At 68.9% G+C, this 17,992-nt stretch carries 13 protein-coding genes; 11 read left to right on the top strand and 2 right to left on the bottom strand.

Annotated elements, in window-relative coordinates; genetic code table 11:
- Positions 1 to 161 precede the first annotated feature (161 nt).
- From RWH44_RS06965 to RWH44_RS06950, 4 genes are all read left to right on the top strand, one after another.
- Entirely contained in the window at positions 162 to 1,793 is a 1,632-nt protein-coding gene (locus RWH44_RS06965) for an ABC transporter substrate-binding protein (RefSeq protein WP_437127269.1), read from the top strand.
- Between the two features lie 74 nt (positions 1,794 to 1,867).
- Positions 1,868 to 2,941, top strand: a complete 1,074-nt coding sequence (locus RWH44_RS06960) for an ABC transporter permease (RefSeq protein ID WP_316004011.1) — start codon at positions 1,868 to 1,870, stop codon at positions 2,939 to 2,941.
- A gap of 1 nt (position 2,942) precedes the next feature.
- On the top strand, positions 2,943 to 4,007 hold the full coding sequence (locus RWH44_RS06955) for an ABC transporter permease (RefSeq protein WP_316004010.1): 1,065 nt from the start codon (positions 2,943 to 2,945) through the stop codon (positions 4,005 to 4,007).
- On the top strand, positions 4,004 to 5,692 hold the full coding sequence (locus tag RWH44_RS06950) for a dipeptide ABC transporter ATP-binding protein (RefSeq protein ID WP_316004009.1): 1,689 nt from the start codon (positions 4,004 to 4,006) through the stop codon (positions 5,690 to 5,692). Before RWH44_RS06955 ends, RWH44_RS06950 begins: the two co-directional genes overlap by 4 nt.
- Before the next feature lie 80 nt (positions 5,693 to 5,772).
- On the opposite strand, the gene RWH44_RS06945 is transcribed toward RWH44_RS06950, so the two are convergent.
- Positions 5,773 to 6,861, bottom strand: a complete 1,089-nt coding sequence (locus RWH44_RS06945) for a DUF4148 domain-containing protein (protein WP_316004008.1) — start codon at positions 6,859 to 6,861, stop codon at positions 5,773 to 5,775.
- A gap of 38 nt (positions 6,862 to 6,899) precedes the next feature.
- Complete coding sequence (locus RWH44_RS06940; RefSeq protein ID WP_316004007.1) at positions 6,900 to 8,078, bottom strand: hypothetical protein; 1,179 nt, start codon at positions 8,076 to 8,078, stop codon at positions 6,900 to 6,902.
- A gap of 188 nt (positions 8,079 to 8,266) precedes the next feature.
- Between RWH44_RS06940 and rpsF the strand changes: the two genes are divergently transcribed.
- The 7 genes from rpsF to RWH44_RS06905 all read left to right on the top strand — a co-directional run bounded on the left by rpsF (position 8,267) and on the right by RWH44_RS06905 (position 17,983).
- Positions 8,267 to 8,659, top strand: a complete 393-nt coding sequence (gene rpsF / locus RWH44_RS06935) for a 30S ribosomal protein S6 (protein WP_058622540.1) — start codon at positions 8,267 to 8,269, stop codon at positions 8,657 to 8,659.
- A 5-nt stretch (positions 8,660 to 8,664) separates the two neighbouring features.
- Positions 8,665 to 9,180: a single-stranded DNA-binding protein gene (locus RWH44_RS06930; protein ID WP_295784192.1), complete on the top strand. Its 516-nt coding sequence runs from the start codon at positions 8,665 to 8,667 to the stop codon at positions 9,178 to 9,180.
- A gap of 106 nt (positions 9,181 to 9,286) precedes the next feature.
- Positions 9,287 to 9,541, top strand: coding sequence for a 30S ribosomal protein S18 (rpsR, locus tag RWH44_RS06925; protein ID WP_013584646.1), 255 nt, complete (start codon positions 9,287 to 9,289; stop codon positions 9,539 to 9,541).
- Between the two features lie 10 nt (positions 9,542 to 9,551).
- Entirely contained in the window at positions 9,552 to 10,004 is a 453-nt protein-coding gene (gene rplI, locus RWH44_RS06920; RefSeq protein WP_295839745.1) for a 50S ribosomal protein L9, read from the top strand.
- A gap of 365 nt (positions 10,005 to 10,369) precedes the next feature.
- A complete protein-coding gene (locus RWH44_RS06915) occupies positions 10,370 to 10,948 on the top strand; it encodes a hypothetical protein (RefSeq protein WP_316004006.1) in 579 nt (192 codons plus the stop codon).
- Between the two features lie 8 nt (positions 10,949 to 10,956).
- Positions 10,957 to 17,469, top strand: coding sequence for an RHS repeat-associated core domain-containing protein (locus RWH44_RS06910; RefSeq protein WP_316004005.1), 6,513 nt, complete (start codon positions 10,957 to 10,959; stop codon positions 17,467 to 17,469).
- Positions 17,444 to 17,983, top strand: coding sequence for a DUF2247 family protein (locus tag RWH44_RS06905; protein ID WP_316004004.1), 540 nt, complete (start codon positions 17,444 to 17,446; stop codon positions 17,981 to 17,983). Before RWH44_RS06910 ends, RWH44_RS06905 begins: the two co-directional genes overlap by 26 nt.
- Positions 17,984 to 17,992: the final 9 nt, after the last annotated feature.

The raw sequence follows: 17,992 nt of genomic DNA, 5'->3' as shown, positions 1-17,992 counted from the left end.
GGGGCTGCGAGAGGCGGGGCCGGAAGAAATCCGACTTCTTCCGTGAGTTTCGGTAATGTAAAAAAACCTCGGAGCAATTGGTGACCAGCCCGCCGGGGACAAAGATGTCCGAAGGATGGCGGCATTTGTCGCGATCAACACTTCACAGCAGAGGTAATGCGATGACAATGCACACCAGCGGTCGAGGCCGTCTCGGTTTCGCCCTCGGCGCCCTCGGCGTCTCGGCTCTCGTCCTGGCCGGATGCTCGGCCAGTGGCGGAGACGACGGATCCGGCAGTGGTTCGACCGACCCGCTCGTCGTCGGCACGACCGACAAGATCAGCTCGATCGACCCGGCCGGCTCGTACGACAACGGCTCGTTCGCCGTGATGAACCAGGTCTACCCGTTCCTGCTCAACAGCCAGTACGGCACGTCGGACGTCACGCCCGACGTCGCGGAGTCGGCCGAGTTCACCTCGCCGACCGAGTACACCGTGAAGCTGAAGTCGGGTCTGAAGTTCGCGAACGGCCACGACCTGACGTCGTCCGACGTGAAGTTCTCGTTCGAGCGTCAGCTCACCATCGCCGACCCCAACGGCCCCTCGTCGCTGCTCGGCAACCTCGACAGCGTCGAGACCCCCGACGACACCACCGTCGTCTTCACGCTGAAGAACGGCGACGACCAGGTCTGGCCGCAGATCCTGTCGAGCCCCGCCGCCCCCATCGTCGACGAGGAGGTCTTCTCGGCCGACTCGGTCACCCCCGACGACACCATCGTCGAGGGCAAGGCCTTCGCGGGGCAGTACACGATCGAGTCGTACAAGCTGAACGAGCTGATCTCGTACGCGCCCTACGCCGACTACCAGGGCTCGCTGCCCAAGCCCGAGAACGGCGGGATCTCGGCGAAGTACTACGCCGACGCCTCCAACCTCAAGCTCGACGTGCAGTCCGGCGCGATCGACGTCGCGTTCCGCAGCCTGAGCGCCACCGACATCGCCGACCTGTCGTCGAACGATGCGGTCAAGATCGTCGACGGCCCCGGCGGCGAGATCCGCTACATCGTCTTCAACTTCGACACGATGCCCTTCGGCGCCACGACGCCCGAGGCCGACGCGGCCAAGTCGCTCGCCGTGCGTCAGGCCGCGGCCGACCTCATCGACCGTCAGGCGATCGCGACCGACGTCTACAAGGACACGTACTCGCCGCTGTACTCCTACGTTCCGCAGGGCCTGGCCAGCGCCAACGAGGCCCTCAAGGACCTCTACGGCGACGGCAGCGGCATGCCCGACGCCGCGAAGGCGAAGGCGACGCTCGAGGCCGCCGGTGTCTCGACGCCCGTCACGCTGAACCTGCAGTACAACGGCGACCACTACGGCCCCTCGTCGGGCGACGAGTACGCCGCCATCAAGGCGCAGCTCGAGGAGGACGGCCTGTTCACCGTCAACCTCGCCCAGACCGAGTGGGTGCAGTACACCAAGGACCGCACCGCCGACGTCTACCCCGCGTACCAGCTCGGCTGGTTCCCGGACTACTCGGATGCCGACAACTACCTGACCCCGTTCTTCTCGGCGGACAACTTCCTCGGCAACCACTACGACAACGCCGAGGTCCAGCAGCTGCTCGTCGACCAGGCGACGCAGACCGACAAGACCACGCGTGAGCAGGAGATCGGCGACATCCAGGACAAGGTGGCCGCCGACCTGTCGACCCTCCCGCTGCTCCAGGGCAAGCAGGTCGCGGTCGTGGGCTCCAGCGTGGAGGGCGCCGTGCTCGACGGATCCTTCAAGTTCCGCTACGCCCCGCTGCACAAGTAATCGATCGGCGGGTGCCCGGTCCCTCAGTGGATGGACCGGGTGCCCGCGGCTTTCCGTTCCCCAGTTAGGTCCTCATGGCCACCGCCGTCGACGCCCCCGTCATCGCCGCGCCCGCCTCCCCCAAGGGCGGCGGACTCTGGCGCTACATCCTCGTCCGACTCCTCCTGATCATCCCCACGGTCTTCATCCTCGTCACCGTCGTCTTCCTGCTCATGCGGGTCACCGGCGACCCGATCACGGCCGCCCTCGGCGGACGCCTCCCGCCCGAGCAGCTCGCGGAACGCATCGCCGCAGCCGGCTACGACCGCCCCCTGTACCAGCAGTACGTCGAGTACATCTGGGGCGTGCTGCGCGGCGACTTCGGCACCACCATCACCGACAACCGTCCGGTCATCGGCATCCTGCTGCAGTACGGCTCGGCCACCCTCGAGCTGGCGATCTACGCCCTCTTCGTGGCGTTGCTGATCGGCATCCCGTTCGGTCTCATCGCGGCGTACCGTCGCGATCGCTGGCAGGATGCCACGCTGCGCATCGGGGCGATCCTCGGCTACGCGACCCCCATCTTCTTCGTCGGCCTGCTGCTCAAGCTCGTGTTCGCGGTGTGGTTGAGCGTGCTTCCGGTCGCCGGTCGCGCGAACACCCGCACGGAGCTCAAGCTGTCGACGCTGGATGCCCCGAGCGGCATATACCTGCTCGATGCGATCCGCCTCGGCGACGGTGCGGCGGTGGGCGACGTGCTGACCCACGCGATCCTGCCCGGTGTGGCCCTCGGCATCCTGACCGCGGGCATCTTCCTGCGGCTCGTGCGGACCAACGTCATCGGCACGCTGGGCTCGCAGTACGTCACATCGGCGCGTTCGCGGGGCGTGGGGGAGTACCGCCTCGTCACGAAGCACGCGTACCGCCCGGCGCTCATCCCGATCATCACGGTCATCGGTCTGCAGATCGCGCTGCTGCTGTCGGGTGCGGTGCTGACCGAGACCACCTTCGAGTGGAAGGGCCTGGGCTTCATGCTGAGCGAGTACCTCAAGGCCCGCGACTTCGTGGCCGTGCAGGGCATCGTCGTCATGATCGCCGTGCTCGTCGCCTTCACGAACTTCCTCGTCGACGTCATCGCGGCGATCATCGACCCGCGAGTGAGGTACTGACATGACGGATGCCACGACATCCACGGCCCTGTCCGAGCGCAAGGTCCCACTGCGCGACCGCCTGCCCGTGATCTCGCACCTGCGCCGCAGCGTCGGACTGCAGCGCACCATGCTCGTGCTGGGCCTGGTCATCACGACGGTGTTCGTGATCGTCGCCGTCTTCGCGCCCCTGCTCGCCCCCTACGGCTTCGCGCAGCAGGAGGCGGACGGGGTGAAGTTCGGCACGCAGCAGGCGCCGGACGCGATGAACCTTCTCGGCACGACCGTCGGCGGTTTCGACGTGCTCTCGCGCGTGATCTGGGGCGCGCAGACCGCGCTCCTGGTGATCGTGTGCGCGATCGCGTTCTCGATCTTCCTCGGCATCTTCCTCGGCCTGGTCGGCGGCTACTTCGGCGGATGGCTCGACCGCGTCCTCGTGGTGCTGTGCGACGCGATCTACGCCTTCCCCTCGCTGCTGCTCGCGATCGTGATGTCCATCGCGATCACCAAGGGCCAGTCGACGCTGTGGGGTGGCATCCTGGCCACCGCCATCTCGATCACCGTGGTGTTCGTGCCGCAGTACTTCCGCGTGATCCGCGCCGAGGTGGTGCGGGTCAAGGCGGAGCCGTTCGTCGAGTCGGCCCGCGTCATCGGCGTGCCGACCGCGCGCATCCTGCTGCGGCACGTGCTGCGCAACTCGACGCGGTCGCTGCCGGTCGTGGTCACGCTCAACGCCTCCGAGGCACTGCTGACCCTCGCGGGACTGGGCTTCCTCGGCTTCGGCATCGAAGCCACCGCCGCCGCGGAGTGGGGGTACGACCTCAACCGCTCGGTCAGCGACGTCACCAGCGGCATCTGGTGGACGGCCATCCCGCCGGGCGTCGCGATCGTGCTCGCCGTGCTCGGCATCACGCTCGTCGGCGAGAGCCTCAACGACCTCAGCGACCCGCGCCTGCGCACCCGTCGGCGCGCCGGACGCGCGCCCGCCCCGGTCACGGCCGTCGACCCCTCGACGGCTCCGGCCGACGCATCGACCACCGCCCCCGCCGGAACCCCGGCCTCCGCCACCGACGGGAGCCCCTCATGACCGGCACCGCGGCATCCGTCGCCCGCATCGACGACCTCCGCGTCACCTTCGCCACCGACGGCGCCCCCGTCGCCGCCATCAACGGGATCTCGCTCGAGGCCCGTGCCGGCGAGGTGCTCGCGATCGTCGGCGAGTCGGGCTCGGGCAAGACCGTGACCGCGAACACGCTGCTCGGGCTGCTTCCCGAGACCGCGACGCTGTCGGGCGCCGTGATCGTGCGCGGCCGCGACGGCGGCGAGACCGACATCGTCCACGCCACCGGTGCCCAGCTGCGCGAGATGCGCGGACGCGACGCGGCGATGGTGTTCCAGGAGCCGTCGACGGCGCTGAACCCCGTGTACACCGTGGGGTGGCAGATCGCCGAGGGACTGCGCGCGCACGAGAAGCTGTCGAAGGCCGAGGCCAAGGCCAAGGCCGTCGACATCCTGCGCCGCGTCGGCATCCCGGATCCCGAGAAGCGCGTCGACGACTACCCGCACCAGTTCTCGGGCGGGCAGAAGCAGCGCGTGGTGATCGCGATGGCCCTGGTGCTGGATGCCGGTCTGATCATCGCCGACGAGCCCACCACCGCGCTCGACGTCACCGTGCAGGCCGAGATCCTCGACCTGTTGCGCACGTGCCGCGACGAGTTCGGGGCGACGATCGTGCTCATCACCCACAACATGGGCGTGGTGGCCGACCTCGCCGACCGCGTCATCGTGATGTACCGCGGCGACATCGTCGAGCAGGCTCCGGTGCGCGAGCTGTTCGCCGCGCCCCGCGAGGAGTACACCCGCGACCTGCTCGCCGCCGTTCCGCACGTGGGTCGCGGCAAGAGCTCCCACCAGTCGCTCGACGCCCCCGCCCCCACCGCTCCGCCGGAGGGCAGCCTCGTCGTGGCCGAGAAGGTCGAGATCGGATACCCCGGTCGCTTCGGCTCCGCCGGCGTGGTCGCGGTGAAGGGCGCGGACTTCTGGATCGGTCCCGGCGAAGTGCTGGGCCTGGTGGGGGAGTCGGGCTCGGGCAAGACCACGATCGGTCGCGCGATGGTGGGCCTGACCTCGGTGGTCGGCGGCTCGTTGAAGGTGCTCGGGACCGAGATGCGCGGAGCCAAGCCCCGGCACCTGGCCAAGACGCGACCGGACATCGGTTTCGTCTTCCAAGACCCGGCGACGAGCTTCAACCCGCTGCTGACGATCGCGGAGTGCATCGCCGAACCACTGGTCGTGCACCAGCGCGCCGCGGGCGGCCGAGCCGCGCGTCAGCGCGTCGACGAGCTGCTCGACGCGGTGCAGTTGCCGCGGGCCTTCGGCGACCGCTACCCGCACGAGCTCTCGGGCGGTCAGCGTCAGCGCGCGTCGCTCGCGCGAGCGCTCGCGCTGGACCCCAAGCTGCTCATCGCCGACGAGCCGACCTCGGCGCTCGACGTGTCGGTGCAGGCGCGCGTGCTGCAGCTGTTCGCGCAGCTGCAGGCCGAGTTCGGCTTCGCGTGCCTGTTCATCAGCCACGACCTCGCCGTCGTCGACGAGGTGGCCGACCGGGTGATCGTGCTGCGTCAGGGCGTCATCCGCGAGCAGGGCACGACGGTGCAGGTGCTCACCGAGCCGCGCGACGACTACACCAAGCGCCTGCTGGCGTCGCTGCCCGTGCCCGACCCGGTCGAGCAGGAGGCACGCCGCGAGCTCTGGCGCGCAACGCGCGGCTAGCGCGCGTCTGCGCGAGTCGCCGGAATTCGTCGCCCTGCATGCCGCACAGGCGACGAATCCTGGCGACTCACGCGCACGTCCTACCGCAGGAACGTGTCGGAGATCACCGTGAACAGCCACCAGCCGATCGCCAGGACGGTGATCACGCCGCCGACCCACGAGAAGCCCCGGCGCAGCCGCCGGCCCTCGCGGGCGACGCCGACGGGCGGGGGAGTCAGGAGCGGGACACCGGGTGCCACCGGCGCAGGAGCCGCCGGCAACCGCTCGTCGCGCCACCGCGCCCACTGGCCGAGCTTGTCGTCGATGGCATCCACTGTTGCGAAGATCCACTCCCACGTCGCCGGGTCGATCGTGGACAGCTCGCGCCGCGCGTAGAGGAAGAGGCGGTCATCGACGATCTCGACGTCGAGTGCGGCGGCGTTGTCGATGAAGCGCGCCATGACGTCGGGGGTGAAGAGGTACAGCGCGTCGCGCTCGTAACCCTTCGGGCAGTACAGCGCGAAGTGCTGGTCGAAGTCGCCCTCGAGGCTCAGGCGCTGATCGCGCGAGAACGTCGTCGGGAGGTTCGACGCCCCGAACAGGCCGTTGTTGCCCACGGCATCCAGGACGATGTGGGGGAGCGGGGTGTCCAGTCGCAGCTGTACGTACGCCCACTTGTGGGTCTGCTCGTTCTTGCCCGACCCGGTCTTGTACGTGTAGTTGCCGACCTCGACCCATCGGGGACGCGGCCCGTGGACGACGTCGGTGGCCTCGCGCGAGTGGCCCTCGCTGAAGATCATGCCGGGAAGGTCGGGCGTCGGGACGGTGGGGAACCACGACAGCCCGTTTTCCTGCGCGAAGTGCGCGAGCCGATAGCGGCGCGTCGCGCGTCCGCGGAAGAGGACGATCAGCGCGTAGGCGATCAGCGCGACGGCGGCGGCGAAGAAGATCAGGAAACCGATGCCGATCGGGTTCGGGCGCCCCTCATCGGCGAACAGTCCGAAGCTGACCACGGTGGCCATCAGCGATGCGGCGACGAGCAGGATGCCGCCCACGAGGACGAATCCGATCGTGGTGATCACGACGCTCGTCAGCGTCCCCTGGCGGCGCAGCTGCGCGGTGAAGGCGCGCACCTCCGCACGCGTGACCGGTCGTGTCAGGGCAGAGGTGTCCAGGGCCGTACCGCTCATGGCCCCACGCTACCGAGGGCGTCTCGCGAGCGTCGCTGTCAGCGCGCCATCATCAGGAGGATCGGCACGAACACGAGCGCCGCGAATCCCAGCGCCAGCACGACCGTTCCGGCGACGATCGCCGTGATCGCCCACACTCCGCCTCGCCGCAGGCGGCGTCCGGGGGCGGCGACACCCGGCGGCGGATTCCGGATGCCGACGGGCACCGCGGCATCCGGAGCAGGGACCGCCGCGCTCGCCGTCGCCGCCCCGCCCGGGCCGGCGATGGCGGGGGCCGCGACGACGGTTGCGGTGGGCGCATCCGAGAGCCGGTCGTCGCGCCACCGGCCCCACTGCTCCAGCTTGTCGAGCAGGGTCGACACCACCGAGAACACCCACGCCCACCGTGCGGGGTCGAGCGTCGACAGTTCGGTGGAGGAGTACAGGAACAGCCAGTCGTCGACGATCTCGACTTCGAGCGTGGCCGCGCTGTCGATGAAGCGCGCCATGACGTCGGGGGTGAAGAGATAGAGCGCGTCGCGCTCGTAGCCGGTCGGGCAGTACAGGCGGAAGTACCGGTCGAAATCGCCCTCGAGGCTGAGCTGCTGTCCTCGCTCCCACAGGCCGAGGCGGACGCCGTTGCCCTGGGCATCGAGCACGATGTGCGGCAGCGGCACGTCGAGACGGATCGCGATGTATCCCCACCGCGAGGTGGTGGTGTTCTTGCCGTTGCTGACCGTGTATGAGTGGTTGCCCACCTCGACGAATCGCGGGTGGGCGGAACGCACCAGGTCGTACGCGGTGCGGTCGCCGCCGATCTGGAAGATCGCGCCGGGGAGCGGCGGCTCCGGCAGAGCGGCAACGTACTCCATCCCCACGTCGCGGGCGAACCCGGCGAGGCGCCAGCGCCTGTCCTCCTGCTTCCGCTGCCCGTGGCGGACGGCGAACAGCGCGGCCGCGAGCGCCCCGAGGCCCAGGAGGATCGGGATCGCGAAGATCAGGCCGAGCACGACGACGCCGTCGCCGATCGCGGTGCGGAAGATCGCGAGCAGGACGACGAGGAAGACCCCCGCACCGCCGATCAGGGCGAACGCGAAGACGTAGGCGACGACCGCCACGGCGGTGTTCGCCGGGGGCAGGCGGCCCTCCGAGCGCAGCCGGGCCGTGAACGCCCGTGCCGCGGAGGCGTCGCCCGTCATCGTCAGCGCGCGCGCGTCGAATGGTCGGATCCCCGTCATCCCGCCCCCTGCCGTCGTCGGTGCTCCCCAGGCTATCGATGTCGATTCCCCGGGGGAGTCGGCATCCGTTAGACTACGAAGGTTGCCCGGCGACGCCCATGCGCGTGTGAGCCCGCGGCGACGTGCAACACACCCTCCTGCTGCCGGGAAATGCCCGTCAGCCGTTCTAGTCCGAAGGAGGTGGGTTAGTGACGCACCAGTACGAACTCATGGTCATCTTCGATCCCGAGGTCGACGAGCGCCAGGTCGCTCCGAAGCTCGACGGATTCCTCAAGGTCATCACGGCCGATGGGGGAACCATCGACAAGATCGACATCTGGGGCCGCCGTCGTCTCGCCTACGAGATCCGCAAGAAGAACGAGGGCATCTACGCCGTCGTCAACTTCGTCGCGACCAGCGAGGCCACGAACGAGCTCGACCGTCAGCTGAAGCTGAACGAGCAGATCATGCGCACCAAGGTCCTGCGCGCCGAAGAAGCGATCGCCCAGGTCGCCGCCGAGGCCAAGCGCTCCGAGGAGAAGGCCGCCCGCAAGGCCGCCGCTCCCCGCAAGGTCGAGTCCGCCGAGAAGGCTGCGAAGTAACGACGATGGCCGGCGAAACCGTCATCACCGTCGTGGGCAACCTCACGGCCGACCCTGAGCTGCGCTACACGCAGAACGGGCTTCCCGTGGCGAACTTCACGATCGCGTCGACTCCCCGCACGTTCGACCGTCAGGCGAACGAGTGGAAGGACGGCGAGGCGCTCTTCCTGCGCGCCTCGGTGTGGCGCGAATTCGCCGAGCACGTCGCCGGTTCGCTGACGAAGGGCAGCCGTGTCATCGCGACCGGTCGCCTCAAGCAGCGTTCGTACCAGGACCGCGAGGGTAACAACCGCACCTCCATCGAACTCGAAGTCGATGAGATCGGCCCCTCGCTCCGCTACGCGACCGCCCAGGTCACCCGTGCCGCCGGTGGCGGCGGGGGTGGCGGGGGCCAGCGCGCGCAGGTGCAGCAGTCGAACGACGAGCCGTGGTCGACCCCCGGCTCGAACAACGGCGGCGGCAACAGCGGCGCTGACGCGTGGAGCACTCCTGGTTCCTACGGAGACGACACCCCGTTCTGATCTTCGCCGCGCTCTCGAGCGAGACGACAGACCCCTCGAAATTCCGGATGCCATGCCCCGGTCCGCGTGACCGGCTCGGCATCCGAACCACACGAAAGAAGGAAGCATGGCTGGAAAGGCCACTGGCGACCGCCGCAAGCCGCGGAAGGGCGCGAAGAACGCCGCCCCCGCGAAGGCGATCCGCGTCGGCGTCATCGACTACAAGGACGTCGCAACCCTCCGCAAGTTCATCTCGGAGCGCGGGAAGATCCGCGCCCGTCGTATCACCGGTGTCTCCGTGCAGGAGCAGCGCCTGATCGCCCGCGCCATCAAGAACGCGCGCGAGATGGCTCTCCTGCCCTACGCCGGCGCCGGCCGCTAAGGAGCACCCGATGGCAAAGCTGATTCTCACGAATGAGGTCACCGGGCTCGGTAGCGCCGGTGACGTTGTCGAGGTCAAGAACGGGTACGCCCGTAACTACCTCATCCCGCAGGGCTTCGCCGTGGCCTGGAGCCGTGGTGGCGAGAAGCAGGTCGCGTCGATCCGCGCCGCTCGCGAGTCCCGCGCGATCCACGCTCACGAAGACGCCGTGGCACTGAAGAACTCGCTCGAGTCGAACACCGTCAAGCTGTCGGTCAAGGCCGGCAACGAGGGACGCCTGTTCGGTTCGGTCAAGCCCGCCGACGTCGCCGACGCCGTCAAGGCCGCCGGTCTCGGCGAGCTCGACAAGCGCAAGATCCAGATCACCTCCTCGATCAAGTCGGTCGGCGAGCACGAGGCGACCGTTCGCCTGCGTGACGACGTCACCGCCGTGATCACCCTCCAGGTGGTCGCCGCGAAGTAATTCGCGACGCACGATTCGGCCCCGCTCCTGCTCCGGCAGGGCGGGGCCTTTTCGCGTTCTCCGGTCGAGGGTCGGAGTTCGGCGGCGACGGGCGGGGTGTCGTCGCGAAGACCGAGGTCGGGCGTGACGGGATCGGGCCGGTTGGGGCGTGATTCTCACGCCCCGCCGTGCGGGATGTGCCCCGAAAGCCCCAGAGCGATCGGCCGGGGAGCGGCGCGTCGGCGGATGATGAAGCGCCGGGTGCTTTCCACGCGTTCCGTCTGCGTGATCACGCGCATGAGCCATGGAGACGGCTGGCACGCACGCCAAGGTGACGCGTGCGCTTTCGTCTCCTCGCCGTCGTTCTGGCGGTCTCGGCTGCCTCCGTGGCATCCACGTTTCTCCCCGGTCCGGCCATCGCGACGACGATCGTGCGTGCCGGTGCGATCGCCGACGTCGACGGCGACACCATTCCCGACGGCATAGAGCGCGTGGTCTGCGGCTCAGCCACCTGCGCGACCGGTACGGAGGACACCGACGGCGACGGCGTCCCCGACGTGGTCGAGGTCGCCGCGTGCGGTTCGACGTCCTGTGCGGATCCCGGGGCGGATGTCGACGGGGACGGTATCCCCGACTTCGTCGAGCGTCTGGTGTGTGGGAGCGCCACCTGCACCTCGGGCCGTGAGGACGTCGACGGCGACGGTGTTCCCGATTGGGTCGAGTACCTCGTGTGCGGAACCGCGACCTGCGCGACGGGCACCGAAGACCTCGACGGCGACGGTGTCGCCGACGCTTCGGCGTTGCAGGCGTACGCGACGTACCGCCAGAACCTCGCGGTCACCGGTCGCGAGTACGCGTGGGTGACCCCCGCCTTCATCTGCAGCGGGCTACTCGTGCTGGTGGGGGCGGCGCTGATGGTGGTCAGGGCGCGTCGCCGCGCGGAGGCTGCGGGGGTGACCCGATGAGGGCGCGCATGCTCTGGGCCTCGCTCACCATCACCGCGGTGATCGTGTCGGGTGGGGCTGTCCCCGCCTCGGCAGCGCCTGTCGATCGCGCCGCCGAATTGCAGCAGCAGATCCTGGAGCGGGTCCGTGCGGCCGCTGCGCCGGCCGCAGCGCCCGATATCCGCCCCGAGAACGCACCCCCGTCCGAGGTGACGGTCAATCCGGGCGAGGGGGCGGTTCTGGATGCCGCGGGCACGGGCGTCCGTGCCCAGTTCTCCGGCCACGATGTCGGTGAGTCGGTGTTCGTGCACGCAGCCCCGCTGGGCGATGCTGCAGCCGTCTCGGCGGCGTCGGAGACCGGCGGGGTGGTCGCGGGCGCCCCCGTCGAGATCCGGGCGCACACCGATGACGGCGACGACGTCACGCAGTTTCCGGCGTCGTACACCCTCGAGAGGGACGCCTCGGGTATCGAGGTGGCGAAGGACGTCGTTCCGGGCGTGCGCCTGAATCTCGATGTCGACGCCGCCGCGCTCCAGCGGGCCGGAATCGATCTGTCGAGCCTGCGGGTCTTCAGTCGAGAGAATGCCGGCGAGCCGTGGAGTCAGCTCCCGTCGTACTTCGATGCGGATGCCGGCACCGTCGCGGCCGAGTCGGAGCACCTCTCGCAGTTCGTGGTGATCGGCACCCCGGTGCAGACGACGCCCGTACCGCGGATCGTGCTCGATCCGGATGACGACGTGGGCTGGGCGGACTCTCCGGGCCCGCACGTCACCGAGTTGCCATACAACGTGCGGCTCGCCGACCAGCTCGCGGGAATGCTGCGCGATCGATGCATCGCCGACGTCACGGTGACGCGCGGAGCTGATCAGCGATTCGTGTCGGCCGACACGCGCCGCGCGATCGCGGCCTCGCACAACCCGGACATCACCCTCTCCCTCGCCTTCGCGACGTTCCGGGGTAGGGCGTGGGGATCCACCCGCGACGGAGGCACGCAGGTGTTCGCACGGGGCGGGGCCGACAGCGACGCGCTGCGCGACTCGCTACGCGATGAGATGCCCGGCTACACCGGGCGCCCGGCCAAGACGAAAGCCGCGACCCCTGATTTCCCCCACGAAGAGTACGAGGGGCTCCCTGGTGCGGTCGTGCACATGGAGACCCTGTTCCTCGACCACAACTTCGACCGTCCGGTCATCGACAACGGCTGGGACTCGATCGTGAACGGCACGTTCACGGGGGTGGGGAAGTACCTGGAGTCGAAAGGCTTCTCGTGCACCAACCCCGTCACGGGCGGGTGGCCGGCCCGGCCGTCTGCGGACGACCTCGCCCGCTGGTACCAGCTCGGCTACCGCAACTGGCAGCACTACGGTGCCGACCCGGTGTCGTTCTCGACGGGCAACCTGGTCGAGCGCGAGCACCTCTTCGCGCTGTCGGGGGTGGGCGGTTCGGCAACCGACGTCTCGCTCGTCTACAACGCGCAGGACGGGCGCCTCACCCGCACCGGTGCGGGATGGAGTTTCGCGCTCGGCGGTTACGCTCAGCGCTTCGACGACCACTCGGTTCTCGTCGTGCGCGGCGACGGTGCGACGATCCTGTTCGAGCCCGACGGCACCGGAGGGTACGTCGACCCGCACGGCGAGGGCCTGCACCTGGCCGAGGCGGGCGACGGCATCCTGCGCCTGACCTCGCGGACCGGTGAGTCGTGGGACTTCGACGCCGCGGATCAGGATGGCATCGGCGAGATGGTCCGCTCGGTCGACGCGGCCGGGCGCGTGACGACGCTCACCTATGGAGCACCGTCGGCGTCGCAGCAGTTCGTGCCGTTGATCGGCATCACGGATGCCGCGGGCCAGACGGTGCGCGTCGACTCCGACGACCTCGGTCGCATCGCCGGTTTCACCCTGCCCGATGGACGCGCGTGGTCGCTCGGCTACGACGATCGCGGCGACCTCGTGCGGCTCGGGTCGCCGGACGGCGGCACCAAGACCTTCGCGTACGACGACGCGCATCGCGTCCTGACGATGACGGATGCCACCGGCGCCACATATCTGCGCAACGCCTACGACGCGTCGGGCCGGGTGGTGCATCAGTGGGATGCCGAGGGCTCCGAGCGCCGCTTCGACTACGGCACGGGCGAGACGACGTACGTCGATCAGGAGGGTCGGACGCACACGTACGTGTTCGACGCCCGATCGCGGATCACGAAGATCACCGACCCGCTCGGCGGCGAGCAGTCGTGGACCTACGACGATGACGACAACGTCACGGCTTTCACCGACGCGGCCGGTCGGACGACTGGGTACGCGTACGACGACGCCGGCAACGTCACGACGGTGACCGACGCCACCGGTGCGGTCACGCGGTACACGTACACGCAGACGGGGGCGGTCGCCTCGCGCACCGACGCCCTCGGACGGGTCACGAGCTACGGCTACGACGCCCGCGGCACGCTGACGCGGACCGTTCTGCCCGACGGTTCGGTGATCGCGTACGACGTCGACGCGGCCGGGAACACGACGCGAATGACCCTGCCCTCGGGCGCCGTCTACGGGTTCGAGGTCGACGGGCGCGGCAACCGCACGGCGAGCACCGACCCCCTCGGGCGGGTCACGCGGTTCGCCTACGACGACGGCAACCGTCTGGTGGCATCCACCGATCCGCTGGGCCGGGTTACCCGGTACGAGTGGGACGCGCGCGACCGGGTGACGGCGGTGACCGATCCGCTGGGGCGCACCACCCGGTACGCCTACGACCTCAACGGCAACCTCGTCGGTGCGACGGATCCGGCGGGCAACGTCACCTCCTACGCGTGGGACGCACTCTTCCGCGTGGTGAGCGCGACCGATGCCACCGGGGGCACGACCACGTACACGTACGACCGCGAGGACGGCCTGACGGGTACGACGGATGCCGCGGGACGGCAGACGAGCTTCGTCCTCGACGCACTGTCGCGGGTGAGCGCCGTCACCGACGCGGCGGGTCAGACGTGGAAGCGGTCGTACGACGCCACCGGTGCGCCCACGGCGCAGACCGATCCGCGCGGAGCGGTCACGACGCGCGAGCTCGACGCGCTCGGACGCGTTACCGCCGTCGTGGGGCCCACCGGCATTGCGCAGCGCACCGACTACGACGCGGTCGGGCGGGTCACGTCCGTGACCGACTCTGCGGGCAACGCCACCTCGTACGCTTACGACGACCTCGACCGGGTTACGGCGGTGACCGACCCGGCGGGGTTGCGTTCCGAGTACCGGTACGACGTCGACGGGCAGCTCGTCGGCGTCGTCGACCGGCTCGGGCGTCCCACGCTCTACGAGCGCGACGCGGCCGGCCAGGTGACGGAGGTGACCGACCCGGCTGGCACCACTGCGTACGCGTACGACGCCGCGGGCAACGTCACCTCGGTCACCGACGCGGTCGGACGCCTGACAACCTACGCCTACGACGACGCCGATCAGCTCGTCGAGGCGAGGGATGCCGCCGGCCACCGCACGACGTACGCCTACGACGCGCTGGGCGATGTGACGGCGGTGACTGACCCGAACGGACACACGTCCCGGGCCACGTGGGATGCCGCGGGTCGCCGCACGAGCGGGACCGACGCCCTGGGCGCGACGATCATGTTCACGTACGACGCGGCCGGGCAGCTGACGGCCGCGACCGATGCCTTGGGCCATCGCACGATCTACGCGTACGAAGAGCACGGGCAGCTGGCATCCGTCACCGATCCGCTCGGCGCGACCACGCGCTACACGTACGACGAGCTGGGTCTGCTCGCGTCGGTCACCGATGCACGGGGAAAGGTCACGAGGTACGAGAGCGACGCCGCGGGCCAGCCTGCGCAGATGACGGATGCCACGGGCTCCCGCACGCGGTACGAATACGACGATCGGGGCTTGCTGTCCCGCGTGGTCATGCCCTCCGGCGCGGCGATCGCGTACGCATACGACGCCCGCGGTGATCGTGTGCAGCAGTCGTCGGCGTCGGACGTCGTCCGGTTCGAATACGACGCCGAGCAGCGGATGATCGCGGCGACCAACGCCGGCGGCACGACGGGGTGGACGTACACGCCGTCGGGGCAGCTCGCGTCGCAGATCGATCCGCAGGGCCGCGAACTGACCTACGCGTACGACGCGGCCGGGGCGCTGACCGGTCTCACGGTTCCGGGTGGGCAGCACATTGCGTACGACCGGGATCGCGCGGGCAGGGTCTCGCGGATGGCGAGTGCGTGGGGTGCCGCCGACTACGCCTACGACGACGGGGGCAACCTCACGGGCGTCTCGCGCTCGAACGGCGTTTCGACACGGTACGACTACGACGCCGACGACCGGGTGATCGGGATCACGTCAACGACTCCGGTGCCGAGCGGGGCGGTCGCCGCGCCGGCGGCACCGGTCCCGGTGGGAACCGGCGGACTCTGCCCGGTCATCACATCGAAGAACGCGCCCGAACTGCGCGCGGCGAACGTCGACAAGCCGGGCTGCGTCAAGCCGTCGTCGTACCTCGCGCACCGCTCCGTGCCGTCGGACACGGGCTCCCTCGCTCAGGGTGCGTCGCTGGCCTTCGACTACGCGTATGACGCGGCGGGCAACGTCACGGCGACGACCCGCACGTCCAGCGTGCCGACGGCGGCGCTTCCGGGAGGCACACCGCCCGCCGGCGCACTCGTCGGGGCGTCGGATGCCACGACGACGGTGCTCGACCGCCTGACGACTCTGCACAGCTATGACGCAGCGAATCGACTGACGGGGTCGGCGCAGAGCACGGGTGCCGCTGATGCGTACGGCTACGACGAGGTCGGTAACCGCACGTCGTGGTCGCACACATCCGCGACCGCATCATCGGGCTTCCTGGATCCGGTGCTGAAGGTCGATGCCACCGGCGTGACGGTTCCGCGTCCGCCCGCGTCGATCGCGGCCGGGTCGGTGAGAGCGGTGGACACCTCGTTCACCCAGTCGCAGGTCTTCGACGACCTCAATCAGCTGGTCTCGACCGAGAACAGCGCGACGGGCGCTCGACGACTCACCTACGACCCGGACGGACACCGCCTGTCCGCAACCGGCGGCTCAGGTGAAGACGCGTCCTACTCGTGGAACGAACTCGGACAGCTGACGGGGTACTCGGACGCGTCGGGCTCGACCGGTTTCGGATACGACGGGCTGGGGCGGCGGGTGTCGACGTCCACGCAGAGTTCCTTCGGAACGACGTCGACGACGACCGTGTGGGACGGTCTGCAGCCGATTCAAGACACCAGCGACAAAGCGGGGACGACGACGCTGGTGCGCGACGTCGCCGGCGAGTTGCTGCTCGAGGGGCGGTCCGCGGGGGCCTCGACGTGGGACCTGCTCGATCGGCTGGGTAGCGCCGTGGCGCAGGTCGGGGATGCGCGCATGGGGTCGGCGCTGAACAACCCGGTTCAGTCGGCTCGTGACTCCGCCATCGACCGGACGGCCCGCATCACTCAGGTCTCGACGGCGTCGGATTGGGGTGTGCCGGGGTTCTCGGCCTCAGGCTGGAGCGCCTCTGTCGGGTATTCGGGGGAGCGGTCCGACCCGGTCGCCGGTCTCAGCCTCTTCTACTCGCGCGGGTACGACACGCGATCGGGGTCGTGGCTGTCGCGGGACGCGTGGTCGGGGTCTCGGGCGGATCCATCGTCGCTGAACGGATATGGGTTCGTCTCGGCGAATCCCGTGACTTCGCGAGATGAGCTGGGATTCCGGCCGATCGGGCGGTACGACTACGCGGACTCGCCACGGCCCGCGCGCCCGAGGTTCACCGCGCCGGGACTCCGCGGGGCTGCGCAGCCGGACATGTCGTCCTACGCGCCGTCGAAGAACTGGAACGGCAAGGTCGCGAAGCCGAAAGTGGTCTCGCCGACCTCTAGATCGCGGCCGACCGCGCGACACGACATGGGGTCGGTTGGCGTTCTCAGCCCGGGGCTACCGCTGCTGGGTTTCGGTGCCGCGCAGACCGCTGAGGTGGCCGGTGCGGCCGCCACGCTCGGGGTCGCGGCGCTGGGAGCGGCTACGGGACTCACCCTGCTGACTCTCAGCGGTGATTCATCTGGTGTGGGGATACGCCACATTGCGGCGGCTAACGGTGACGCTGCTACCGGGGCCGCGAGTGGTGCACGGTCCGGGAGTGGGTCGCCGAACTGCGACCCGCAGAGCCTGCTTGGGGACTATTGCGCTGACGGTCGACGTGTCTTCGACACTGGGGAACAGCCAACCGAGAAGTCGTCTTCTGGGATTCCTGGCCGGACGCGGACATCGGACTCTGGATTAGATAGGACTGGGAGTGGGCTCCGCGAAGACCTCTACCATCGTGCTACTTCCTGGGCAGTCGGTGACCCAGAAGCGACCCAGTTTGCTCTTCGAGGAGGTGATGGAGTCGAGAGAGAACTCTATCAAATCCGCGGCCAGCTGAATGGACGTGATGGCATATTCGAGTGGATTATCGATCGGTCTGGTGGGGACCCGATGATCGTTCACCAGCGGTTCATACCCGGAGGGAGGGTCAGTGGTGTCCCGAATCAGACAAAGCCCTGAAGGGCGCACGTTCAAAGTGGATGCCGGCACGATTCTAGCGGCAGACCTGCCGATCAATGGCACAATTCTGGCGGTTGGTTTGTTGCGCGGTCTCATCTCATTTCCTGTTGCTAAATATCTTGCAGATCATGCGCGACTTTCGAGCACGGAAGAGGATTTCCTCGTCGAGACTTTGCGGGACAACGAGGAGGAGGACGCTTTGGAAATTTGTTCGCGCCAGATTGATGCGGAGCGAATCGATTATTCGACAGATCCTGCCGGTCGGTTCTGGGTGTGGCTCGTTTCGTCGACTATCTGGAGTCAACGCCATGGGTTCAGTAATCCCCTGGAACTTATGGAAGAGGTCTATTCGTTCTTTGGCTACCCGGTCTCGCTGTCAGCTCTGATCAGATATATGCCCCCTCCTCCCGGTGAGGCCTCGGGAGTCGCGGCACTGGTAGCTCGGTGGGGGAGATATGTTGCGGATGAACGAATGTGTCTCGAACGCGTGCTGTCCCAGGGGTCGTGTCCGTGATGTTGCGCC

This window comes from Microbacterium phycohabitans (assembly GCF_032464935.1).
GTDB classification, from domain to species: Bacteria; Actinomycetota; Actinomycetes; order Actinomycetales; family Microbacteriaceae; genus Microbacterium; species Microbacterium phycohabitans.
Note: the sequence above shows the minus strand (reverse complement) of the source record. Positions and strands in the feature narration are given on the sequence as shown.

Excerpts from the sequence above, each read along its gene's own strand:
- RWH44_RS06965 (WP_437127269.1), top strand. The coding sequence starts at position 162 with ATGACAATGCACACCAGCGGTCGAGGCCGTCTCGGTTTCGCCCTCGGC.
- RWH44_RS06960 (WP_316004011.1), top strand. The coding sequence starts at position 1,868 with ATGGCCACCGCCGTCGACGCCCCCGTCATCGCCGCGCCCGCCTCCCCC.
- RWH44_RS06955 (WP_316004010.1), top strand. The coding sequence starts at position 2,943 with ATGACGGATGCCACGACATCCACGGCCCTGTCCGAGCGCAAGGTCCCA.
- RWH44_RS06950 (WP_316004009.1), top strand. The coding sequence starts at position 4,004 with ATGACCGGCACCGCGGCATCCGTCGCCCGCATCGACGACCTCCGCGTC.
- RWH44_RS06945 (WP_316004008.1), bottom strand. The coding sequence starts at position 6,861 with ATGAGCGGTACGGCCCTGGACACCTCTGCCCTGACACGACCGGTCACG.
- RWH44_RS06940 (WP_316004007.1), bottom strand. The coding sequence starts at position 8,078 with ATGACGGGGATCCGACCATTCGACGCGCGCGCGCTGACGATGACGGGC.
- RWH44_RS06930 (WP_295784192.1), top strand. The coding sequence starts at position 8,665 with ATGGCCGGCGAAACCGTCATCACCGTCGTGGGCAACCTCACGGCCGAC.
- rpsR (WP_013584646.1), top strand. The coding sequence starts at position 9,287 with ATGGCTGGAAAGGCCACTGGCGACCGCCGCAAGCCGCGGAAGGGCGCG.
- rplI (WP_295839745.1), top strand. The coding sequence starts at position 9,552 with ATGGCAAAGCTGATTCTCACGAATGAGGTCACCGGGCTCGGTAGCGCC.
- RWH44_RS06910 (WP_316004005.1), top strand. The coding sequence starts at position 10,957 with ATGCTCTGGGCCTCGCTCACCATCACCGCGGTGATCGTGTCGGGTGGG.